We start from the raw sequence: 23,821 nt of genomic DNA, 5'->3' as shown, positions 1-23,821 counted from the left end.
ACCTCTCTTACGCGCGCTGGATTGGATTACGGGCAATATCCAGAACAGCATCAGCAAAGGCGTTACATGCGGCTTTACAAGCGGCCTGGCTACCAGTCAAAAACGCGGCTGAATAGTTGGTTTCTGACGGCGGTGGCACATAGGTCACCAGTTGCACATCGGCAGATTTCAGCGCGGCATCAATACCAAATGTCGCTTCCAGCGGCGGTGCTACCAGATACGCCATCGGATCGCCCAGTCGGCATCCTGCGGTCGCGGAAAGATACGAACCGGTGCGCGAAACCACATGCGCCAGGAAGGCGGTATCTTCTGCGTCATTCGCCCACTGGAATGCCGCCCCGCTTTCAATATTGGCCACCATCGCGTCCAGACCTGCGCGAACTTCGGCTGGGTTTGGTCCACCGAGCATAATCAGCACTTCGCCCGAGGTTGGAGAGGGACTGTGCGCCGCACCGGCATACAGCGAGCGGCCATAAACCACTTCCACCATCGCCTGTTTTGTCGCTTCATCTGCGGCAATATACGCCACGTCATCAGAGTCTGCTGTGATGAGTCCGAGGCTACGTATATGTGGCGGCAATTTAAGTTCGCGGGCAAAACCGTCATTTACCGAGGCAATCACGCGCATCGCGGTGACTGAAGGTCTAATCAAATCTAATGCTGGCATGATGCCTCCTTAACGGGTCATATTGATGCCGGATGCTTTTTGCTCCAGCATGCGCTTGGCCAAATCCACAATTACTGCTGCCGCTTCAACCGGAGGCGTACCGCCCTGGTGAATGTTCGAGATGCAGGTACGGTCAGCCTCAACGGTGGTTGCCACACGCGGCGAATAGACGGCGTAGCAAGAAAGACTTTCCGACTGACCGAGGCCCGGACGTTCACCAACCAGCAGGATTACCGCTTTTGCACCCAGCAGTTCGCCGATCTGATCTTCGATTTTCACGCGCCCATAGCGAACAAAGAACGGCGTCCCGACTTTCAATCCAGCCTGTTTTAAGCCCGACAACAGCGGCGGCAGGATCTCTTCGTAGTTGGCGGTAATCGCGTCGGTAGACAGGCCATCAGAAATAATCACCTGCACATCCGGATTCATTACACACTGTGATTTCAGTGCTTCAATGGCTTCCGCACTCAGACGACGCCCCATGTCCGGACGCGTCAGATACAGGTTTTTGTCGCTGATTTCCGAGCGCACTTCCAGCAGCCCCTGGGCTTTTACCCACTCTTCCGGCACTTCTTTCAATACCGTATCTTTCGAACGTGAGTGGTCAGCCAGGAAACGCAGCAGCGCCTGGGTACGCGGACGAGGACCGGCACGACCGGTACATACACGCGCAGCGGTGCTACGGCGAAGTTCAGTCAACACCTCTGCACGGTGCGGATTCTCTACGCCAATCCATGCTTTGGCTTCGGCTGAGCCTAAGTCCATCGCGCAGCTTTCACCGGTCGGCGCGGCGCACTGCGTGGTGCTGCATTTTGCTGGTGCTGAAGGTTCTTGAGCCTGCGGCTGCGACTCACCCATTGACGCCATTACGCTGCGTACAATTTCTTCAATCTGTTTTTGATCCATCGTGTGTCATCCCCGCGTCATCAGAAGAACAGTGACGGATCGCCCGCCCGTTTGGTCAGGCGACCGTTTGCCATAATGCCCATGGTTTCCAGCCAGCGTTCAAACTCCGGCGACGGACGCAGGTTCAGCAGCTGACGCACGGTCGCGGTGTCGTGGAAGGCGGTGGTCTGATAGTTGAGCATGATGTCGTCACCGAGCGGCATGCCCATGATGTAGTTGCAGCCAGCGGTGGCGAGCAGAATCATCAGGTTTTCGTTAAGGTTCTGGTCAGCATCAGCATGGTTGGTGTAGCAGCAGTCGCAGCCCATCGAGATGCCGCTCAGCTTGCCCATAAAGTGATCTTCCAGACCGGCACGAATAATCTGACGGTCGTTGTAGAGATACTCCGGCCCGATAAAGCCCACCACGGTGTTCACCAGGAACGGATCGTAGTGGCGCGCCAGCCCGTAGTTACGTGCTTCCATCGTCACCTGATCGGCACCGAAGTTCGCGCCCGCGGAAAGCGCAGACCCTTGCCCGGTTTCGAAGTACAGGCAGTTTTCCCCAGCGATACGGTTGAACTCAGCGCCCACTGCGCGCGCTTCATCCAGCATGGCCAGCTCAACGCCAAACTCTTTTAAGCCTTTTTCGCTACCGCAGATACTCTGGAAAATCAGCCCGCCCGGCGCACCGCGACGAATCGCTTCGATCTGGGTAGTCACGTGTGCCAGTACGCAGCCCTGGGTCGGGATGTTAAATTTGTCGATAACGCCGTACACGGTATCCAGTACGCGGCTTAAGTTTTCCACGTCATCCGTTACTGGGTTAACACCAATCACCGCATCGCCCGCCCCGAAGGACAGCCCTTCGTAGATTTGTGCCGCAATACTCTGCACGTCATCACGGGTGTCGTTCGGCTGCAAACGGCAGCTGAAGGTGCCCGGCAGACCGATGGTGGTATTGGCCTTTTTGATCACCGGCATTTTCTTACCGCCGTAGATCAGGTCCGCGTTAGAGCAGATTTTTGCTACCGCAGCGACCACTTCCGACGTTAACCCTTTGCGCGTAAACGCAATGTCATCAACGGAGGTTTCATCGCTCAGCACGTACTCGCGCAGCTCGCTGATACTCCAGTTTTTGATACGGTTATAGGCCGTCTCGTTGACGTCATCCTGAATCAGACGCGTTACACAGTCCTCTTCATAGGAAATCACCGGGTTATTGCGGATATCCGCCACCGTCATTTCCGACAGTACCTGCTTGGCCGCCACGCGTTCCTGCGAACTGGTTGCAGCCACTCCTGCCAGCACATCCCCCGAACGCAGTTCGTTGGCTTTTGCCAGCACCTCTTTAACATCCTTAAACTGATAAACATTGCCGAACAATGTGGTCTTTAGTTTCATAAGTCGTTCCCTCAGGAAGGAAATGCGAGTGATTTCACCGTCACCGGCACAACCGATCCGCCAAAAAGAGGCGTACCAATGTCGATATAGTCCCCCGCCCGGACAACCACCTCATCGATGACTGCCAGCGGGTGTTGCTGTAACTGTGGGCGTAACAGCATGCCCAGGGCCTTACCAAAATCCTGCTCGGCTACCACCAGCAGGGGATGCGGATTCGGATAGCGCGCGACGAAGGCCAGCAGCGCATCAATCACCGTTAACAGCGCGGCGTAGCGCACCGGCAGTGAACCGGGCAGCGCCAGCACGTAGGCGTCTGTTTGCGGGTCAAGATCGAGCTGCATTAGCGCCTGTTGCCAGGCGGCCACCAAATCAGCCTCATCAACCGGAATCGCCACCGGCAGATTGCGCAGCGGAAGCGCCACACCTTCCAGCCAGATAGTGCTGCCCGAAAGCGACAGCGTATGTGCACCAGCGCCAATCACCGTGGCGCGCACGGTTTGCGCCGGGAACTGCACGTTCATCTCACGCAGGCGCGGATGTTCATGCAGAGCCGTCGCTAACAGCGGGCCAATGTCGGAAAAACAGAACGGGTCGGCGGGTTGGTTGCGGTAGCACTCGCCCACCCCGCCGGACAACGTAATCACTTCCGGTTTCATGCCCGCCGGTAACAGGCCGGTTTGCATCAGCGCCTGTGCCAGCGGTGATAACGTGCCGTCGATCACCTCCACAATCAGCGCCGCCATCCGTCGGGCTACCTGAACAAGCTGCGCCGCATTGAGAGTTCGGGCATCAGTGCCCGGACCAAATACGTCATCAACAATCATCTGCCCCGGCTGATGCGCATGCACAACGCGCCCCTGGCCGTCCGTTTCCAGCAATCGTCCGCCGACGTTGAGGCAAGCCGAACCGCTGACCTTTCCGGCATCGAACAGAACGTAGTTCGACGTACCACCACCGATGTCGATATTCAGTACGCGGCACAACTTCTGCTCGGACAGGGTTTGTGCCCCCGCGCCGTGACCGGCAATCACCGATTCCAGATGCGGACCGGCGCTGGCAACCACGAAGTCCCCCAGAGACTGAGAGAGCGCCATCACCGCCGGACGCGCATTTCGGGTTTTGGCACTTTCTCCGGTGATGATGATCGCGCCGGAATCGACAGTCTCAGGTGCAATACCCGCCGCCTGATACTGGGCGAGGATCAGCGCCTTAAGTTCGGCCTCTTTCAACCCGCCCTGCTTATCAACGGGGGTAAAGAACACCGGGCTTTGCCAGCTAATTTCGCGTTTGATGAATTCGTAGCGCGGCACCTGCGACACTGCCGCACGGTTGACTAACTCAAGGCGCGAGAAAATCACCTGAGTGGTAGTGGTGCCGATATCGATACCGACGCTCAGTAGCTGGCGAGTATTCACGATTGCGCCTCCGGGTTGGTTTCTACTTCTGCTGGCACATCTTCATCTTTCGGTACCAACAGCATAGCCACACCAATCGCCGTCACGCCGCCAATCAACTTGCCGACAATCATCGGGAAGATCATCGCGTTCATGTTGGCAGCGGCGAAGCCTAAGTGGTCACCCAGTGCAAAGGCCGCGGAGACCGCAAAGGCGCAGTTGATCACTTTGCCGCGGGTATCCATATTCTTCATCATGCCGAACATTGGGATGTTGTTCGCCAGCGTCGCAACCATACCGGCAGCCGCAATATTATTGATTTTTAACAGGTTGCCGACACTCATCAGCGGTTTTTCAAACCAGCGGGTCAGCAGCAGTACCATTGGGTACGCACCGAGCAGTACGCAGGAAATAGAACCGATAACTTCGATGGCGCGCATCACTTCACCCGGCTTGTCGCCCGGAGCCATGAAGATAGGATCAAGACCTGGGATCAGCTCCCAGCCGAGCAGGAATTTGACCACCGCTGCTGCCAGGCCGATGGTGATCAGCGCCACCAGGAATTTCGCGAAGATCTGGAAGCCGTTGATCATTTTTTCCGGGATGAATTTCAGTCCCAGCGCCACCAGCACGGCCACGATCAGCACCGGGATCATATTCATCAGGATCAGCGCGAAGGTGAACTCCACCGGCTGCCCGTTGATTTCGACGCCGGAGTACATCGCAATCAAACCGCCCGCAATACAACCAATCGGAATGGTGACAATACCCGCCAGCACGCCCAGCGCCAGATAACGACGGTCAGACGGTTCAATAATCCCCAACGCAACCGGAATGGAGAAGACCAGCGTCGGCCCCATCATCGCCCCGAGGATCAGGCCAGAGTACAGCCACGCCGCAACGTCGCCGCCCGCCAGTTCTTTCGCCAGGAAGAAGCCGCCCATATCGCACGCCAGCAGCGTTCCGGCAAACATCGACGGGTTCGCGCCCAACATTTCATACAGCGGAATAATCACCGGCCCGAGCACATGCGCCAGAACCGGTGCCAGCGCGGTCATACCGACCATCGCCAGGCCCAGCGCGCCCATCGCCATAAAACCTTCTTCAAACTGGCCGCCCGATCCCTCAATACTCTTACCGAACTTCCCGAGGAAGCGTGCCGAACCGCCGAACTGCGACAGGATCCTGTCCACGGCGGCAATCAGCATAAAGAACATCATGATGTACATGATGATTTCGTTAATTCCCATAGCCCCTACTCCCTGTCATTTGTGATTTGTAGGCCGGATAAGACGTTTACGTCGCCTCCGGCATTAACGCCGTGTTATTGCCGGATGACGGTGCGAGCACCTTATCCGGCCTACAGGCATTACCCGGCAGCCGCGTACAGGTCGATGATCTGTGCCTGCGTGGCGGTGCGTGGGTTACTGCGAATACAAATATCCTCCAGCGCAGCGTGAGCCCATGCGCTGTACTGCTCGGGCTTTGCCCCAACGTCAGAGAGTCGTTTGGTCTGGCCCACTTCGCTAATCAACTCGCTGACCGCGTTGATAGCATCACGATCGTCCGATTTCTTGTTGGTTAACGCGCGTCCGATATGGCTGAAGCGCTCACGACACACCATGCGGTTGAACCCCATTACCGTAGGAAGCAGCATGGCGTTAGCCTGTCCGTGTGGAATGTGCAACGTCGCCCCCGGCTGGTGCGCCATCGCATGGCACAGGCCAAGCCCAGCGCTGGAAAACGCCATCCCGGCCATACAGGAAGCCAGCAGCATGCTTTCGCGCGCAGCCAGATCCTGACCGTAGCCGACGGCCTTCGGCAGCGATTTACCGATCATCGCTATCGCGCCAATCGCCAGGCTGTCGGTAAACGGCGTCGCGTTCAGCGCGCTATACGCTTCAACGGCGTGCGTCAATGCATCAATCCCGGTCATCGCCGTTACGTGTGCAGGCACGCCTTCCGTCAATGCGGCGTCAAGGATCGCCACATCCGGCATCAGGGTTGCGTGGGCCAGCACTTTTTTGAGTCCGGTCGCGGCGTCAATAATCACCGTGACGTTCGTGGTTTCTGAGCCCGTTCCGGCGGTAGTCGGTACGGCAATCAGCGGCAGACGCGGGCGTAACACGCTACGCTCGTCCATGTCAGCCAGCGTCTGGGTAGGATTGGTCACCAGCAACGCCACTGCCTTGGCGGCATCCAGCACGGAACCGCCACCGAAAGCCACGACGCCGTCGCACTTTGATTCACGCAGTTGCGCGACTGCCGCGCAGACGTCCGTAATGCACGGTTCACCTACCGGACAAGGCCACAGCGTCATTGCCACACCTTTCATCGCCAGGCTGCGCTCCAGTGCGGCGGTCATCCCCGCCTGATGCAGAAAGCTGTCAACCATGACGAACATATGCGTCAGTCCGCGCGTTTGTGCTTCCTGTCCGCAGGTACTGAGCGCTCCCAGTCCACATAACGTAACCGGGGGAACGCTAAACGTTTTTACGCGTTGCAGATTCAGGGTATCGAATGCCTGAAAGAGCGCGGTCTGCAATTCAGCTTGCATAGATTCCTTCCGCTTTTTCTTTTCCGCTGTTTGCAATCGCCAGCGGAGTCATAAACAGGCTGTGCTGGGGTAAATGCACCTGCAGTTCCGGGAAACGCTTACGGAACAGTTCATCAACGCCTGGCTGCATACAGGAGCCACCCGCCAGCCACAAATCAGCGACACTCTGTCCGGCAATATGGTGCGCCACGATTTCCGCCATCTTTTCGTAGACAGGCTTCACCACCGGCCAGATTTCTTTGCCATTGCTGCGCTTGTACTGCTCGGCTTCCTCCAACTGGATACGACGGTTCCCGGCCAGCGTCAGAGAGATATGGTGCCCTCCGGTCGCTTCATCAGCTGAGTAAGTCACTTTTCCCTGTTTAACAATTGCAATCCCGGTAGTGCCACCACCAATATCCACCACTCCGGCGTTATCAAGCTGCAACAGATCCGCCACCGCGGTTGGTTCGTCGAGGACATGGCTCACTTCAAGCCCGGCAGACTCCAGCACGTTAATAGAGATGCGTGGGTCAGTTCCCGGTGGAAACGAGGTTGCCGCATGGGTAAAACGGCAACCCAGCTGTTGTTCGAGCGTATCGAGATGGCGACGAACGATGGTCACCGCACCAAAGAAATCCCAGACGATGCCATCGCGCACGACATCGGCCCAGTCCAGGCAAACCGCGACCGGCTGTCCGTCACTGTCCACAACCATCGACACCACATCACACGTTCCCAAATCAATGCCCAACCACAGCGGTGAATCGCTCTTTGCGGGCGTCTGGTTACATAGCGTTGCCGCTTTTAGCAGTCTGGGTGTCAACCAACGTTGTTCGTCGTGCGCCATCTCATTTACTCCTTATACAATTCTGAAGGCGTCTACCAACACACAGCGACGCAGACGCACAAACGTACGCGCACTGGTCACCCCTTCCCCGGTTGGTGTGGTAATGGTCATCGTGGTCCAGCCTTCACCGCCCAGTCCAAGACCGGCAATGCACGGTCCGTTCTTAACGAAGATGCTGGTATCAATGGCGTTTGCCATACGGTTCATATTTTCGATATTGCGTGAGTGCATCGCCGCCGTATGGTGGCAGCCGCCTTCCAGCTTGACCGCCAGTTCAATGGCTTCATCGACGTTGGCAACCCGTACGACTGGCAGCACCGGCATCATCAGTTCGGTAACGGCAAACGGATGCGTCGCTGAGGTTTCGACGAATAACAGACGGGTTTGCTCCGGTACGTTCAGACCAATCGCCGCAGCGATTTTTCCGGCATCGCGCCCGACCCAGTCACGACTGACCGTGCCTTTACCGCGCTCATCGATATTTTTCAGCAGCACCGGCTGCAGCTGTTCGGCCTGAGCCGCGGTCAGTTTCACCGCATGCTGGCTTTCCATCAGACGCATCAGTTCATCAGCGACGCTATCGACCACGATCAGCACTTTTTCGTCGGCGCAGATGATGTTGTTGTCAAACGATGCACCTTTGACTATCGACTGCGCCGCGCGTGCCAGGTCAGCCGTTTCATCAACCACCACTGGCGGATTACCCGCACCAGCGGCAATCAGACGTTTGTTGGTGTGCTTACGCGCGGCGTCCACTACGGCTTCACCACCGGTCACCACCAGCAGGCCGATACCTGGGAACTTGAACAGACGCTGGGCAGTCTCGATATCCGGGTTGGCAACCGTCACCAACAGGTTTGCCGGACCGCCTGCGGCAACCACCGCCTGGTTAAGCAGAGTGATAGCGCGCTGAGAGACTTTTTTCGCCGCCGGATGCGGTGCGAAAACCACGCTGTTACCAGCGGCAATCAGGCTGATGGCGTTGTTAATGACGGTCGCGGCCGGGTTGGTGGATGGGGTTACCGAGGCCACCACGCCCCACGGCGCGTTTTCAATCAGCGTCAGACCGTTATCGCCGGTCAGAACCTGTGGAGACAGGCATTCCACACCCGGCGTGCCGCGCGCCTGCGCCACGTTTTTGGCAAATTTATCTTCGACACGTCCCATGCCGGTTTCAGTGACGGCAAGTTCCGCTAATTCTCTGGCGTGCTTTTCGCCCGCCTCACGTAGAGCCGTGATAGCCAGTTGGCGCATGGCGACGCTTTTCAGCCCCTGCTGGGCTAGTTTTGCTGCCGCCACTGCGTCATCCAGGGAGGCAAAAACGCCCATTTCTTGAACGGCACTGACGGGTTGGCTGCTGTCTTTCATTTTCAGCAGTACCGCTTTCACGACCTGTTCAATATCCTGTTGATTCATGATTTTCTGCCTTATTTATGGAAGATCACCTGACCACCTGCCACCACTTCATCGACAATGCCAATCACGCACAGATCGACAGGCGATGATTCATTCCGGTGCGCCTGACGGGCGGAGCTTCCGCTGACCAGCAGCACCCACTCTCCGGTTCCCGCCCCGATGCTGTCGATAGCAACAGCACATTGCCCGTCGGGATTTCCCTGGGCGTCAATCATTTCCACCATCAGCAACTTGTCGTGCGCGAGCCCCTGATGGCGTACGGTACAAACAATTTGTCCTGTAACGATTGCCAGTTTCATACGCGCCTCCGTGGCATATTTCAGGTAAAACCTCCCCCTACCCTCCGCAGAAGGTAATGTGAAAAGGAGAGAGGGTGACGCCAGCAATGAAGTCTGTGGCGTCACATGGACGACTTACATGTCGTTGCTGTCGCCTTTAAAGCTGATCGGGAACACTTCTTCCAGATCGCCGTGCGGACGTGGGATCACGTGTACTGAAACCAGCTCGCCAATACGCTGTGCAGCCGCAGCACCTGCGTCCGTTGCGGCTTTACATGCCGCTACGTCGCCACGGACCATGGCAGTGACCAGACCGCCACCGATCTGCTTCACGCCAACCAGTTTCACGCGTGCCGCTTTAACCATTGCGTCAGAAGCCTCAATCAGTGCAACCAGGCCCCGGGTTTCAATCATTCCTAATGCTTCCATTGTGTTTTCCTCTCATTAAGGGGTCCAGAACGGGACCTAAACAACCAGTGTGTGCGAGGCGTTTTCACGACTCATGTCAGTCTGGCGCGGCACTGCTGCCACCAACGCCAGTTCGATAATTTCCTGTACGCTACAGCCACGAGAGAGATCATGAAGCGGTGCGGCAAGCCCCTGAATCAACGGACCTACTGCGCGATACCCTCCCAGACGCTGAGCGATTTTGTAGCCAATATTGCCTGCCTCCAGCGATGGGAAGACCATCACATTGGCATTGCCCTTTAACGGGCTGGCGGGCGCTTTTTGCGCAGCGACATCCGGAACAAAGGCGGCATCAAATTGCAGTTCTCCGTCCACGGTAAGCTGCGGGGCACGCTCACGAACGATCTCGGTCGCCTGCTGCACGTTAGCAACGTTAGGATGACGAGCACTGCCATTACTTGAAAACGACAGCATGGCCACGCGCGGCTCTTCACCGGTAATGGCCTGCCATGTCTGTGCGCTGGCAATCGCAATATCCGCCAACTGTGCGGCGGTGGGCTGCGGCACGACGCTGCAATCGGCAAACCCTAATGACGGCCCAAGGTACTGCGGCAGCATCAGGAAAATTGACGACAGCGTTTTACAGCCAGGCTGTAGCCCGATAATGCGTAATCCGGCACGCAGCACGTTCGCTGTTGATGAGAGATTGCCCGCAATACAGACGTCAGCTTTACCCGCGCTGACCATTGCAGCGGCGAACATCAGCGGATCGTTGAGTTTTTCCAGCGCATCCGCAGGCGTTTTATCTCCCGCGCGGGCCAGCCAGCGCAGCGCAAACTCTTCGCGCATTGGCTGATTGCTTTGCGGATCGATAACCTGAATGCCATCCATTGCCACCCGGTGGCTGAGGGCAAACTGGCGCAGCGCAAACGGACTGGCAACGAGAATGGGATGTGCCAGACCGTGCTGATGCAGGTAATTCGCCGCCTTCAGCACCCGGACATCCAGCGCATCCGGGAACACCACCCGTGCCGGTGAGCGTTGGGCGAGTTGACGAGCACGTTCAATGATCATTGCTTCTCCCCCAGTCGCTGTTGAATTTGGTTAACCGTCAGCGGATGCTTCGCAACGCTCAGAATCATCATCACGTAGACCGTACTGGAAAGGCGATTGAGCGCCTGCATAATGTCCGGTCGCATAACCTCAAAACTGCGAGTGATGAACACCTGGGCCGCCACCGCCTCCGTTTCACGGACTTTGGTACGCAGCAAATTAAGCAGCGCGCAATCACGTCCGTGGCTGGCCTCCGGCACCAGATGGTCGTGGTCCAGATAGCGCAGCGGTTGATGCGAAAGACGGTGTAAATCTTCGTCACTTAAACCCACGACAGCTTGTGCTGCCAGCGGCTCATCCATGGCATCAGCGCGCATAATATTGCCCAGGCGCGAGCGGATATCCGCCAGCCACGGCTGCCACGGTTCTGCCATCTCAATCTGCAACCACACGGCCAGGGCGATGGTGCTGTCCAGCGCGGCGCGAAATCCCAGACGCGGATCGCTTTTGGCGACCATCTTGTCCGCCGTCAGATGCGTCAGGGTGTCCGGTTTCTTCACCACCGGTTGATGACACAGTTCGCAGCTGGCCTGTGGATGCGTATCGCTGCTGGTTAATCCATGCACCGGCTGCGGCTGCTGTTCTTCGTCATCAATAAACAGGCTGCCCTGCTCGTCGATAAACTTAATACGCAGATGTCGGCTTTCCAGTAATTCCCGGGCAGACGGCGTCAGGCGAGCGTCAGCGGGGAGATGAATTTCAGCCCCTTCGCTGAGCGTATGATTCGCTCTGAGCCATGCTTCGGTAATGAAATCCTTCATACATCCGCCTTAGCAGGACTGCCAGTTCGCAGGCCAGGCCACATACAGAAATTTCACCGTCGATGGCGTACCAAATTCGATGCTGGAACCTTTCGGGATAAACATTACATCCCCGGCTTTTGCAATCATGGTTTCGCCTTCGTGGCGAACGTGCAGCTCGCCTTCCAGAATCATGTCGATTTCGTCGTAGTTCAGCGTCCATGGGAAAAAGGCGTTATCCCACTGCATAAACCCGGCGGCCATACTGCTACCGTCCTGGTCGGTCACCAGATCGGTTAAGCCCACGCAGTGCGGCTGCGCGCCGTCAAAACGACCAAACTTCACGCTGCTGCCGTCGATGACTTTGACGCCGCCTTTGCCGGTTACCGAGTTAAAGCTCGGCTGCATTCCGCCCTGTTCCAGCGACTGCTTCTCCTTCATAACTTTGTCCATCAGCTGGGCGACCAGGCTTTCGGTAAACTGCCCTTCCGGTAACTGCGCAATGATGGTTTCGCGAATGCGCTGGCTTTCCGTTTTGCCATCATCAACCGCCGCCGGTACAGCAGCAGTTGGCGCGGATTCATCGCATTCACTGATGGTAACGCCCAGCAGCTCCGCAACTTCGCGCGCCTCCGGGGTGATGATGCTGGCGCGCAGAACAACCGACATTTCCTGTTCGCCGCGTGCGTGGGCCGCACGAATATCGTTAGCTGTGATGAGTTTTTTCACCTGCCCTTTCCTCCTTTTGGCTGAGCTCAGTCAGATAATCCACCAGGTGCTGCACGCTGCGCGGGTCATGGCTATTGAGCTCAAAAATCGGCTCCTGAAACCCCATCCCGCGAAGTAGTTGTCGCGTTGCGGCGACGTCGGCATCCGGCATGTCCGTTTTACTGATAACGGCGATTTGTCGTTTACTGGCGCCGATATCCAACAGCCCGGCAGGTAAGCGACTTTCTTTATCATTTGCCGCGTGTATATAAATCAACGTATCGACATCCTGCAGCGTGGTAATTAAGGCGTGATACCAGCGCGGATGGCTAAAATATTCCCCTGGCGTATCGATATCGCCATTTTCATTAAACTCCACGGCCTGTGTTTTTCTGGCGAGGGAATAATTCCCCTGTAGCGCATTAAAGAGCGTTGTTTTCCCCGCCCCCACCGTACCGACAAATGCAATACGTTTCATCGCCGCCTCTGATTAACTTTTTGTCAGGTTGCACAAAGTGAAATTTAATAATCGACCCAGACCGCTTACCGTCTGTAATAACGCTTCTTCTACTGCGCCTACCGAACCGTAGATCACCAGTGCGCCGCTGAATCTATCGAGAAAACCGATATGTACATCCGCCGCCTTCATGGCTAAGTCACCGGCAATCATCGCGGTTTCGCCTGGCGTCAGCGTCATGATGCCGATAGCGCCCGCTTCGGGAACGCCGATCTTTTTCGCTAATTCCTCGCCGGGGTGCGCAATGAGATGCGCCAGCGTGACCTGTTTCCCCGGCACAAATTCCTGAATAATGCGTTCTTTTTCCATTGCTCACCGCCTCCGCTAAAACTGCCCTCATCGTGGCAATTTTTTGTCAGAGTAAATAACAAAATTCGGCAACCAGGTTTAAAAGGTGAAGTAGATCACTAAGAAAGGGAAAATAAAAAGGCGCGGGAGAAACCCGCGCCGGAAATAAATTAAAGTGAAATTACAGCGGCTGCGTTTGGGCTTCTACAACCGCCAGCGCCACCATATTAACGATACGACGAACAGAGGCGATCGGCGTTAATACGTGAACAGGTTTCGCAACCCCCATCAGCACCGGGCCAACCGTTACGCCTTCAGAACTGGAAACGCGTAGTAAGTTGTAACTAATACGGGCCGCTTCCATATTTGGCATCACCAGAATATTCGCTGAGCCTTTCAATGGACTGTCCGGCATACGGTCATTACGGATGCTTTCCACCAGCGCGGCATCGCCGTGCATTTCGCCGTCAATCATCAACTCTGGCGCACGCGCCTTAATCAGCTCCAGCGCGTCGCGCATTTTGCTGGCCGACGGGCAGTTAGAGGAACCAAAGTTGGAGTGCGACAACAACGCCACCTTCGGTTCAATACCAAAGCGGCGCACGGTCTCTGCCGCCATCACGGCGATTTCCGCCAGTTGCTCAGGCGTAGGATCGTCGTTGACGTAAGTATCGGCGATAAAGGTGTTACCGCTTGGCAGCAGCAAGGCGTTCATCGCTCCGGCAGTATGCACGCCGTCGCGATGACCAAACACCTCTTTTACCACGCTGAAGTGCTCATGGTAGTCGCCAATCGTACCGCAGATCATCGCATCCGCTTCGCCGCGCTGTACCATGATTGCGCCGATCACCGTGGTGTTGGCAATCACCGCACGCTGCGCCTGCTCCTGGGTAATCCCACGACGCTTCATAATCTGGTAGTACTCGCTCCAGTACTCTTTAAAGCGCGGATCGGACTCATTGTTGACGATTTCAAAATCGACACCCGCTTTGATCTGCAGACCCAGCTTCTGGATACGCATTTCAATAACGCTCGGACGCCCGATCAGGATCGGTTTTGCCAGCCCTAACGTGATCAGCTCCTGGGTAGCGTGCAGTACGCGCGCTTCTTCCCCTTCGGTCAGCACCACGCGCTTCGGCGCTTTGCGTGCCAGGGAGAAAATCGGCTTCATGAACAGGTTGGTTTTGTAGACGAACTCGGTCAGCTTATCGATGTAAGCGTCAAAATCGGCAATCGGACGCGTTGCCACGCCGGAGTCCATCGCCGCTTTCGCTACAGCAGGGGCGATTTTGACGATCAGACGCGGGTCGAACGGTTTCGGAATGATGTATTCCGGGCCGAAGCTCAGGTCCTGATCGCCATAAGCAGAGGCCACCACTTCACTCTGCTCGGCATGCGCCAGCTCAGCAATGGCGTGCACCGCCGCCAGTTTCATCTCTTCGTTGATGGCCGTCGCACCAACGTCCAGCGCACCGCGGAAGATGAACGGGAAGCACAGGACGTTGTTAACCTGGTTCGGGTAGTCTGAACGACCGGTACAGATGATGGCGTCGGAACGCACCTCTTTTGCCAGCGGCGGCAGGATTTCCGGCTCCGGGTTGGCGAGTGCCAGAATCATTGGCGCACGCGCCATCTTCTTAACCATTTCCTGCGTCAGCACTTTCGGGCCCGAGCAGCCGAGGAAAATATCTGCGCCGTCAATAACATCATCCAGCGTGCGCTTACCATCATCCACCACCGCGTAAGCCGCTTTGGTTTCCGCCATGTTCGGTTCGCGGTCTTTGTAAATCACGCCTTTGGAGTCACAGACCACAATATTGTGTTTCTGCATACCCAGCACTACCAGCAGGTTCATACAGGCAATCGCCGCCGCACCTGCACCAGACACCACCATGCGCACGTCAGAGATATTTTTCTCAACCACCCGCAGACCGTTCAGAATTGCGGCAGTACTGATGATTGCCGTACCGTGCTGGTCATCGTGGAAGACCGGAATATTCATGCGTTCGCGCAGTTTTTGCTCAATGTAAAAGCACTCCGGCGCTTTGATATCTTCGAGGTTGATACCGCCAAACGTGGGTTCCAGGGCCGCAACCACATTGATAAATTTATCCGGATCGAGTTCATCGACTTCAATGTCGAACACGTCGATCCCGGCGAATTTCTTAAACAGAACGCCTTTACCTTCCATCACCGGTTTGCCGGCCAACGCGCCAATGTTGCCGAGACCCAGCACCGCTGTACCGTTGGAAATAACCGCAACCAGGTTGCCGCGCGCGGTGTATTTGTAGGCTGCCAGCGGGTCCTTTTCAATTTCAAGACACGGTGCAGCCACGCCCGGCGAATAGGCCAGCGCCAGGTCGCGCTGTGTTGCCAGAGGCTTGGTTGGAGAAACCTGGATTTTACCGGGTACCGGAAATTCGTGGAAATCGAGGGCGCTTTGTTTTAACTGGTCATCCATCTTGTTGTTCCTTTCACGTATCTATCAAAAAAGTGGCGCGGGTAACCATTCTACTGAGCCGCACATTATCACCTCAGTCAACGGCACAAACTTTGAAGGTCCCCAAACTCTCACCATTCAAAGAAAGAATTTGTTATCAATTTATAACAGCCATGTTACCTGCTTAATCCAGCAATACCATGCTTGTCTGCTATGCTTTTTGCTGACAACGCCCGCAATTTTCCCAAAAGTGTGAATCACAACACGCATCTAACACTTTACTTTTCAAGGAGTATTTCCTATGACCCGTAAAGAGCTTGCCAATGCCATTCGTGCGCTAAGTATGGATGCCGTCCAAAAAGCAAACTCCGGCCACCCTGGAGCACCAATGGGGATGGCCGATATCGCCGAAGTTCTGTGGAACGATTTTCTACGCCATAACCCGACCGACCCCACCTGGTACGATCGTGACCGGTTTATTCTGTCCAACGGCCACGCCTCAATGCTGCTTTACAGCCTGTTGCATCTTTCCGGTTACGACCTGCCGATCGAAGAATTAAAGAACTTCCGTCAGCTCCATTCGAAGACGCCAGGGCACCCGGAAATTGGCTACACGCCGGGCGTGGAAACCACGACAGGACCGCTGGGTCAGGGTTTAGCCAACGCCGTCGGCATGGCCATTGCCGAGCGAACGCTGGCAGCGCAGTTTAACCAGCCAGACCATGAGATTGTTGACCACTTTACCTGGGTCTTTATGGGCGACGGCTGTCTGATGGAGGGTATTTCACACGAGGCTTGTTCGCTGGCGGGCACGTTGGGGCTTGGCAAACTCATCGGCTTCTACGATCACAACGGCATCTCGATTGATGGCGAAACCGACGGCTGGTTTACCGACGATACTGCAAAACGCTTTGAGGCTTATCACTGGCATGTGGTGCACGAGATTGACGGTCATGACCCTGAGGCGGTGAAAAAAGCCATTCAGGAAGCGCAGGCTGTTACCGATAAACCGTCGCTGATTATCTGCCGCACGGTGATTGGTTTTGGCTCACCAAATAAAGCCGGGAAAGAGGAAGCGCACGGCGCTGCGCTGGGCGAAGAAGAGGTGGCGCTGACCCGGCAGAAACTGGGGTGGCATCATCCTGCTTTTGAGATCCCCAAAGAGATTTACCGGGCGTGGGACGCACGCGAGAAAGGCGAAAAAGCGCAACAGGGCTGGAAGGAGAAATTCGCAGCTTACCAACAAGCCTACCCGGAACTGGCGGCAGAGTTTACTCGCCGAATGAGCGGTGGACTGCCGAAGGAGTGGGAGGTAACAACCCAGAAATATATTACCGAGCTGCAGGCCAATCCGGCCAAAATCGCCACCCGTAAGGCCTCGCAAAATACCCTTAACGCTTACGGGCCTATACTGCCTGAGCTGCTTGGCGGATCGGCGGATTTGGCCCCCAGCAACCTGACCATCTGGAAAGGCTCCTCCTCTCTTAAAGAGGATCATGCAGGAAACTACATTCACTACGGCGTGCGGGAATTTGGCATGACGGCGATTGCCAACGGTATCGCCCATCACGGGGGCTTCGTACCGTACACCGCTACGTTCCTGATGTTTGTCGAATATGCCCGTAATGCCGCGCGTATGGCGGCGCTGATGAAAGCCCGACAAATCATGGTTTATACCCACGACTCGATTGGTCTTGGGGAAGATGGTCCCACGCACCAGGCCGTTGAACAGCTCGCCAGCCTGCGCCTGACGCCTAATTTCAGCACCTGGCGACCATGCGATCAGGTTGAGGCGGCGGTAGGCTGGAAGCTGGCAGTCGAACGCCATGACGGGCCAACGGCGCTGATCCTCTCGCGGCAGAATCTGGCGCAGGTTGAGCGCACGCCTGAGCAGGTACAGCAAATTGCCCGCGGCGGCTATGTACTGAAGGACGGCGGCGGTAAGCCGGATGTTATTTTGATTGCTACCGGTTCAGAAATGGAAATTACGCTGCTGGCGGCGGAAAAACTGACCGGCGAAGGTCGTAACGTGCGGGTAGTTTCTCTGCCCTCAACCGATATCTTCGACGCCCAGGATGAGGCGTACCGGGAATCGGTCCTGCCGGCAAACGTCAGCGCGCGCGTGGCGGTAGAAGCAGGGATTGCTGACTACTGGTACAAATATGTCGGGCTGAAAGGGGCAATTGTTGGGATGACGGGTTATGGAGAGTCGGCTCCGGCGGACAAGCTGTTCCCGTTCTTTGGCTTTACGGTGGATAACATCGTCGACAAAGCGCACAAGGTGCTTAACGCGTGATCCACAGCGTGGGCCAGGCATCTGGCCCATGCCAGTTATCACAACTTGGCTCCTGGGCATAGCGCACCAGGCGAAAACGTTGCCCGTCGTAGCGCCAGCGGGTCAGGATACCGCAATCTGCCAACCCTCGTCCTTTAGCGAGGGTGACCAGCTCCCGCGACTTCTCGTCAAACGTCGCGTTGGTCAGCTCCATATCGCGACTTTCCGCCTCCGTTTTAAACGGCAGGCTTAAACGTACCGCGCGTGAAGTCAACGGAGTCGTACGTGAAACCACCCACGCCAGATCGATGGTGTTATACGCCCCGGCCTCACAGCCAATCATCAGCAGCGCTTTATCATCCGTTAGGGCCGTGACGCGCATCTCGCGACGCAGCGGATCGATAGAGCAGCGAATACCGTTGATTCGCCAGTTACCATAGTCCAGCAGTTCACTGCGCTCCTGCTGTGTGAGAGGCGTTGGCGTTGGATTAATGACCGCTACACCTTTCAGCGCGGGGGCCGGAGGTACACTGAGCGGAGGCTCGTCACCTTTTTCAATCCATGCGGTTTCGCTCCCCACCCGTTTTTGCTGGGCGTCGATAAACAACAACGCGGCTTTTAGCCCGACCAGCGAAAGGTTTTGCGCACCTTTTTGCAGGCTAATCACCTTCGCGTCCTGTACGGTTTGTAAAAATGTGCTGATGGTGGTGGGATCATCGGTCGTCAGCTGCCAGGGAGTTATGCGCCAGTGCTCGCCGCTCAGCGAGAGTGGCGCACCATCCAACAGCAGACGCGGCGCAATATCGCTCTCTTTGACGCTGGACGATTCCAGCCCGCCCAGCTCAATACGCAACACGGCATCGGTATGTGCCCCGGCGCTGCGGCTCAAGGTCATGACCAGGCCGTGGTGCTCCCCGGTATTGCGCGCCACGCAAAAATTTTGGTTATTACACGTCACCTGCCAGTCAGAAAACGCCTGTTGCGCGGGCGCAGCCCACAGCAAACGGGCGGGTAGCAACCCGAGCAGGAAAAGGAGAATAACGCGATAGCGCATGGACGGTACAACCCCGAAGTCAAAACACACAGCCTAAGCGGTATCTTCCTTGCGCGACTGATGTGGCTCAATAAGAATCGTCGGATTGGCCGTAATTTTGTAAAGAAATATAAATCCCGCGCATCAGTCCATGAGATGCGATGACTGCAAATAGTTCAGTAATAGCACCGTTTTACCGTCACGGATCTCACCTGTTTTGATCATTTCCAGCGCCTGTGTGAACGGCAGTTCCAGAACTTCAATATCTTCATCTTCCACGCCGCCACCCGCGTTTGCACGCTGGCTGTCACTGTATTGTGCGATGAAGAAGTGGATTATTTCCGTCACACCGCCCGGCGACATGTATAGCTCAAACAGTTTACGTACTTCACCCACTTCAAAGCCGGTCTCTTCAATCGCCTCTTTTCGAATACATGCTTCCGGTTCGTCGTTATCCAGCAGCCCGGCGCAGGTTTCAATCAGTTGACCGTCTTCGTTACCGTTGACCCATGTCGCAACGCGAAACTGGCGGATGAGCACCACCGTTTTCTTCTCCGGGTTATACAGCAGGATTGTGGCGCCGTTGCCACGATCGTAAACCTCACGTTTGTGACGGATCACCTCTCCATTCTTACGGGTCAGGTCATAAGTGATATTGCGCAGGACGAAGTAGTTATCGGAAAGGACTTTATCTTTGATGAGGGTAATTTTTTGCGACATACCGGCTCCACAGCAAGAAGTGAGAAATAATACTACGCCGTGAAACCGGGTTTGTCTTGGAACAATGTAGGCCTGATAAGCAAAGCGCCATCAGGCATTCATGCGGCACATTGCCGGATGGCAACGCTAACGCGTTTTATCCGGCCTACTCGCCGATTAATGAGATTTGACTGATTTTACGCCCAGCCAGTCGACGATCCCCTGGGCGGCATGCCGCCCTTCCGCCATAGCCGTCACCACCAGGTCTGCACCGCGTACCGCGTCACCACCGGCAAAGATTTTCGGGTTACTGGTTTGATAACGGTATGCACTTTCAACATCGGCGGCAATGCGCCCCCAGTTATCGACCTTAACGCCATGCGACTCCAGCCACGGCATGCCGTGTGGGTGAAAACCAAACGCCATAATCACCGCATCTGCGGGCATCACAAACTCACTCCCGGCAATGGGAACCGGGCGGCGACGGCCCTGCGCATCAGGTTCGCCAAGTTGAGTACGTAAGAAACGCACACCGCTGACTCGCCCATCGGCATGCAACACCAGCTCAACCGGCTGAACGTTAAACTCGAAATTTGCCCCCTCTTCCCGGGCGTTCTTCACCTCTTTTTTCGAGCCGGGCATGTTGGCTTCATCACGACGATAGGCGCAGGTCACCTGGCTTGCGCCATGACGCAGGGCGGTTCGCACACAGTCCATTGCCGTATCGCCTCCGCCCAGCACAACCACGTTTAGTCCGGCGGTATCGATAAACGGTTCTTCAGGCAGTTCCTCCAGCCCCATCACCTGCTTGGTGTTGGCAATCAGGAACGGCAGCGCATCATACACGCCAGGCGCATCTTCATTTGGCAGGTCAGCCTTCATGGAACGATAGGTTCCTACGCCCACGAACACGGCATCGTAATCCTCCAGCAGCTTTTCAAGCGCGACATCCTTACCCACTTCACAGTTAAGTTCAAAATGAATGCCCATGGCGCTGAAGATTTCACGGCGACGCGCCAGCAGCGATTTGTCCAGCTTGAAGGCCGGAATACCGAACGTCAGCAAACCGCCAATTTCAGGATGGCGATCGTAAACGGTGGCGCTGACGCCGCTGCGCGCCAGCACATCCGCACAGGCCAGACCCGCCGGACCCGCACCGATGATGGCAACACGCTTGTCCACTTTCTGCACATGGCTTAAGTCCGGTCGCCATCCTTTACTCAGCGCCCGATCGGAGATGTAACGCTCAATATTACCGATGGTGACTGCGCCATGCTCGCTACGCACCGTGCATGCCCCTTCGCAGAGTCGATCCTGCGGGCAAACGCGTCCGGTCACCTCCGGCAGGCAGTTGGTCTGGTGAGAAAGCTCAACCGCCGCGTCGATATTCCCGGCTTTGACCTGTTCAATCCACTGCGGAATGTGGTTATGCAGTGGACAGGTCCATTCGCAGATACTGTGGTCGCCGCATTTCAGGCAGCGAGAGGCTTCGCGCTCCGCCTGTGCCGTACGAAACGGCAGATAGATCTCTTCAAAGCTGGTTTTCCGGGCTTCAATCGCCAGTTTATCCGGCTCCCCACGCGCAGGCGTCGCCTGCATTTGCTCACGTTTAGTGATGACATGTGGAACAAAATCGGTAGTGCTGGCATGCCATGGCTGGCTTTCCAGACTTGCGGCACGTAGCCTGCGCGCTTTTGACAGACCGGTAAGCGAATTTTCCGTCACCAGCTGTAACGCCTGCGCCGGACAGTTCTCTACGCAGGCGGGTCCCTGTTCACGCCCCTGGCACAGATCGCATTTGTGCGCGGTAGCTTTCACCTTCCCTTTGGCGACGGGAGTGAGTACGATCTGCATCGTGCCGAAAGGACAGGCAACGACGCACGATTTACAGCCAATGCACTTTTGCGGGTTCACCTGAACGCTGTCGTTATCATGGCTAATTGCCCCGTTTGGGCAACTTCTGGCGCAGGGTGCATCTTCGCAGTGGTGACAGGTCACCGCGCTGCGCTGCTGCTGATGCTTAATGACGGTAATTCGGGGCTGAAAATGCCGTTGGTCCAGGACATGCTGTTCGCCATTGTGAGCCATGACGCAGGCGACCTCACAGGCATGGCATCCCAGGCACTGCTGGCTATTGACCATAATAAAACGATTCATGGCTTCCTTCTTTTTTGGTTGCAAAAACCTTATTCTTTATAAGAGTGTTATTAACCGACACGGAAGGAAGCGGCAATGTTCATTTGCCCAGGAAGCACAACTATTTATCCAGAACCTGTGGCAGATCAATTTATTTCATCGCATATGAAATTGTGTTTCAGTTACCATCCAGTTTCATGGCGTTTTATTAACATTTATCAAATACACCGCATCGTTCACGCTGTTTTCAGGCGCGACGTGTATTGTGTGAGGATGCACAAGTGACGGTAAAGCGTCCGGTCTCGGCCAGTCTGGCTAAAGCTTTTTTCTACATAGTGCTGCTGTCAATTCTCTCAACGGGTATTGCGCTGCTCACGCTGACCAGCAGCTTGCGAGATGCCGAAGCCATCAACGTTGCTGGCTCGTTGCGCATGCAAAGCTACCGTCTGGGTTACGATCTACAAAGCCAGAGCCCGCAGCTTAACGCCCACCGCCAGCTTTTCCAGCAGGCGCTAAACTCGCCAGCACTACAGAATCTGAACGCGTGGTATGTGCCACAAGCGGTAAAAAGCCGCTATGGACGACTGCATGCTAACTGGCTGGAAATGAACGCCCGCCTGATCGACGGCGATTTGAAATGGTACCAGGCCAACATCAACAACTACGTCGATCAAATCGATCTCTTCGTGCTGGCGTTGCAGCATTATGCCGAACGCAAAGTGATGCTGGTATTTGGCATCTCGCTGGCGGGCGGGATAGGCATATTCACCCTCGTCTTCTTTACCCTGCGGCGCATTCGCCAGCAGGTGGTGCGTCCGCTGAATAAACTGGTGATGGCCAGTCAGCAAATTGAACACGGTCAGTTTGATATCCCACCGCTGGATACCGGTTTGCCCAATGAACTGGGATTGCTGGGCAAAACGTTTAGCCAGATGTCGAGTGAATTACACAAGCTGTATCGTTCGCTGGAAGCGTCTGTGGCCGAGAAAACTCACGATCTCCACGAAGCCAATCGCCGTCTGGAGGTGTTGTATCAGTGCTCCCAGGCGTTAAATACCAGCCAGATTGACGTGCACTGCTTCCGCCATATTTTACAGATCGTCCGCGAACATGACGCCGCGTATTTCCTTGAACTCACCGTCGGTGATAACTGGCGGATTAGCGAAGGGACTAAAAGCCCCGAGCTGCCGATGCAGATCCTGCCTGTCACCATGCAGGAAACCGTCTACGGCGAACTGCACTGGCAAAGTCCAAACGTCAGTGCTTCTACTCCGCTGCTCAACAGCGTCTCCTCGATGCTGGGACGTGGGTTGTACTTCAACCAGGCACAAAAACATTTTCAGCAGCTGTTGTTAATGGAGGAGCGAGCGACGATTGCACGCGAACTGCACGACTCACTGGCGCAGGTGCTCTCTTATTTACGTATTCAGCTCACGCTGCTTAAGCGTTCAATTCCGAAAGATAACGCCCCGGCCCAAAGCATTATGGCGGATTTCTCCCAGGCGCTGAACGATGCCTACCGTCAGCTACGAGAACTGCTCACCACCTTCCGTCTGACCTTACAGCAGGCAGACTTACCCTCCGCCCTGCATGAAATGTTGGAAACGCTGCAAAATCAAACCTCAGCTAAACTCACACTCGACTGTCGGTTACCCACGCTAGCGTTGGATGCTCAAATGCAGGTGCATCTGTTGCAGATCATTCGTGAAGCGGTGCTGAACGCCATTAAACATGCGAGTGCGAGCGAAATTGCCGTCAGCTGCGTAACGGCTCCGGACGGCAACCACACGGTTTATATCCGCGATAACGGCATCGGCATTGGCGAGCCGCATGAGCCTACAGGGCACTATGGACTAAATATTATGCGTGAACGGGCGGAAAGACTGAGCGGCACGTTGACCTTCTCTCAACCTTCCGGAGGGGGAACGTTGGTGAGCATCAGTTTCCGTTCGGCTGAATCAGACAGTGAGCTAACGTAAAGAACCGCAAAGCGCCGTCGAGTCTGGATCCAGGCCTGACGGCGTTGGCACGAAAG

General features: G+C 55.9%; 21 protein-coding genes. 2 read left to right on the top strand and 19 right to left on the bottom strand.

Annotated elements, in window-relative coordinates; all coding sequences use genetic code 11:
- Positions 1–7: 7 nt before the first annotated feature.
- The 16 genes from eutL to maeB form a co-directional block, all read right to left on the bottom strand.
- Positions 8–667, bottom strand: a complete 660-nt coding sequence (gene eutL / locus OGY72_RS07135; RefSeq protein WP_003838537.1) for an ethanolamine utilization microcompartment protein EutL — start codon at positions 665–667, stop codon at positions 8–10.
- Between the two features lie 9 nt (positions 668–676).
- Positions 677–1,573 (bottom strand): ethanolamine ammonia-lyase subunit EutC, encoded by an 897-nt coding sequence (eutC, locus tag OGY72_RS07130; RefSeq protein ID WP_008785418.1) that lies wholly within the window; start codon positions 1,571–1,573, stop codon positions 677–679.
- A gap of 20 nt (positions 1,574–1,593) precedes the next feature.
- Positions 1,594–2,955 (bottom strand): ethanolamine ammonia-lyase subunit alpha, encoded by a 1,362-nt coding sequence (eutB, locus tag OGY72_RS07125; RefSeq protein ID WP_003038029.1) that lies wholly within the window; start codon positions 2,953–2,955, stop codon positions 1,594–1,596.
- Between the two features lie 11 nt (positions 2,956–2,966).
- Entirely contained in the window at positions 2,967–4,370 is a 1,404-nt protein-coding gene (gene eutA / locus OGY72_RS07120) for an ethanolamine ammonia-lyase reactivating factor EutA (protein ID WP_003835041.1), read from the bottom strand.
- Positions 4,367–5,599 carry an ethanolamine utilization protein EutH gene (eutH, locus tag OGY72_RS07115; protein ID WP_003835043.1) on the bottom strand — a complete coding sequence of 411 codons (1,233 nt, stop codon included), beginning with the start codon at positions 5,597–5,599 and terminating at the stop codon, positions 4,367–4,369. Before eutH ends, eutA begins: the two co-directional genes overlap by 4 nt.
- 119 nt (positions 5,600–5,718) lie before the next feature.
- Positions 5,719–6,906 (bottom strand): ethanolamine utilization ethanol dehydrogenase EutG, encoded by a 1,188-nt coding sequence (gene eutG, locus OGY72_RS07110; protein WP_008785420.1) that lies wholly within the window; start codon positions 6,904–6,906, stop codon positions 5,719–5,721.
- Positions 6,896–7,735, bottom strand: a complete 840-nt coding sequence (gene eutJ, locus OGY72_RS07105; protein ID WP_063941690.1) for an ethanolamine utilization protein EutJ — start codon at positions 7,733–7,735, stop codon at positions 6,896–6,898. The genes eutG and eutJ overlap by 11 nt, the downstream gene beginning before the upstream one ends.
- Before the next feature lie 12 nt (positions 7,736–7,747).
- Positions 7,748–9,151 carry an aldehyde dehydrogenase family protein gene (locus OGY72_RS07100; protein WP_286547490.1) on the bottom strand — a complete coding sequence of 468 codons (1,404 nt, stop codon included), beginning with the start codon at positions 9,149–9,151 and terminating at the stop codon, positions 7,748–7,750.
- An 11-nt stretch (positions 9,152–9,162) separates the two neighbouring features.
- Positions 9,163–9,450, bottom strand: coding sequence for an ethanolamine utilization microcompartment protein EutN (gene eutN / locus OGY72_RS07095; protein WP_003038011.1), 288 nt, complete (start codon positions 9,448–9,450; stop codon positions 9,163–9,165).
- A gap of 114 nt (positions 9,451–9,564) precedes the next feature.
- Entirely contained in the window at positions 9,565–9,858 is a 294-nt protein-coding gene (gene eutM / locus OGY72_RS07090) for an ethanolamine utilization microcompartment protein EutM (protein WP_003835054.1), read from the bottom strand.
- 36 nt (positions 9,859–9,894) lie between these two features.
- Entirely contained in the window at positions 9,895–10,911 is a 1,017-nt protein-coding gene (pta, locus tag OGY72_RS07085) for a phosphate acetyltransferase (RefSeq protein ID WP_048224970.1), read from the bottom strand.
- Positions 10,908–11,711 (bottom strand): ethanolamine utilization cob(I)yrinic acid a,c-diamide adenosyltransferase EutT, encoded by an 804-nt coding sequence (eutT, locus tag OGY72_RS07080; RefSeq protein WP_286547488.1) that lies wholly within the window; start codon positions 11,709–11,711, stop codon positions 10,908–10,910. The genes pta and eutT overlap by 4 nt, the downstream gene beginning before the upstream one ends.
- Positions 11,712–11,720: 9 nt before the next feature.
- Positions 11,721–12,419: an ethanolamine utilization acetate kinase EutQ gene (gene eutQ / locus OGY72_RS07075; protein WP_032944171.1), complete on the bottom strand. Its 699-nt coding sequence runs from the start codon at positions 12,417–12,419 to the stop codon at positions 11,721–11,723.
- Positions 12,397–12,876, bottom strand: coding sequence for an ethanolamine utilization acetate kinase EutP (gene eutP, locus OGY72_RS07070; protein WP_003037998.1), 480 nt, complete (start codon positions 12,874–12,876; stop codon positions 12,397–12,399). Before eutP ends, eutQ begins: the two co-directional genes overlap by 23 nt.
- Positions 12,877–12,888: 12 nt before the next feature.
- Positions 12,889–13,224, bottom strand: coding sequence for an ethanolamine utilization microcompartment protein EutS (gene eutS / locus OGY72_RS07065; RefSeq protein ID WP_003037995.1), 336 nt, complete (start codon positions 13,222–13,224; stop codon positions 12,889–12,891).
- Between the two features lie 160 nt (positions 13,225–13,384).
- A complete protein-coding gene (maeB, locus tag OGY72_RS07060) occupies positions 13,385–15,664 on the bottom strand; it encodes an NADP-dependent oxaloacetate-decarboxylating malate dehydrogenase (protein WP_286547486.1) in 2,280 nt (759 codons plus the stop codon).
- A gap of 280 nt (positions 15,665–15,944) precedes the next feature.
- Between maeB and tkt the strand changes: the two genes are divergently transcribed.
- Positions 15,945–17,939, top strand: a complete 1,995-nt coding sequence (gene tkt, locus OGY72_RS07055) for a transketolase (protein ID WP_286547485.1) — start codon at positions 15,945–15,947, stop codon at positions 17,937–17,939.
- Here tkt and OGY72_RS07050 read toward each other — a convergent pair.
- The 3 genes from OGY72_RS07050 to aegA all read right to left on the bottom strand — a co-directional run bounded on the left by OGY72_RS07050 (position 17,929) and on the right by aegA (position 21,807).
- Positions 17,929–18,972 carry a DUF1176 domain-containing protein gene (locus OGY72_RS07050; RefSeq protein WP_286547484.1) on the bottom strand — a complete coding sequence of 348 codons (1,044 nt, stop codon included), beginning with the start codon at positions 18,970–18,972 and terminating at the stop codon, positions 17,929–17,931. The genes tkt and OGY72_RS07050 overlap by 11 nt on opposite strands.
- 123 nt (positions 18,973–19,095) lie before the next feature.
- A complete protein-coding gene (gene nudK, locus OGY72_RS07045; protein WP_003835070.1) occupies positions 19,096–19,671 on the bottom strand; it encodes a GDP-mannose pyrophosphatase NudK in 576 nt (191 codons plus the stop codon).
- A gap of 156 nt (positions 19,672–19,827) precedes the next feature.
- The gene (gene aegA / locus OGY72_RS07040) at positions 19,828–21,807 is read right to left on the bottom strand and encodes a formate-dependent uric acid utilization protein AegA (protein ID WP_286547483.1); all 1,980 of its coding nucleotides are present in this window, start codon (positions 21,805–21,807) and stop codon (positions 19,828–19,830) included.
- A gap of 260 nt (positions 21,808–22,067) precedes the next feature.
- Here aegA and narQ point away from each other — a divergent pair, with 260 nt between their 5' ends.
- Positions 22,068–23,765, top strand: coding sequence for a nitrate/nitrite two-component system sensor histidine kinase NarQ (gene narQ / locus OGY72_RS07035; RefSeq protein WP_126317581.1), 1,698 nt, complete (start codon positions 22,068–22,070; stop codon positions 23,763–23,765).
- Positions 23,766–23,821: the final 56 nt, after the last annotated feature.

The sequence above is a fragment of the Citrobacter sp. Cpo221 genome (genome assembly GCF_030332345.1).
In the GTDB taxonomy this organism is placed as follows: domain Bacteria; phylum Pseudomonadota; class Gammaproteobacteria; order Enterobacterales; family Enterobacteriaceae; genus Citrobacter; species Citrobacter portucalensis.
Note: the sequence above shows the minus strand (reverse complement) of the source record. Positions and strands in the feature narration are given on the sequence as shown.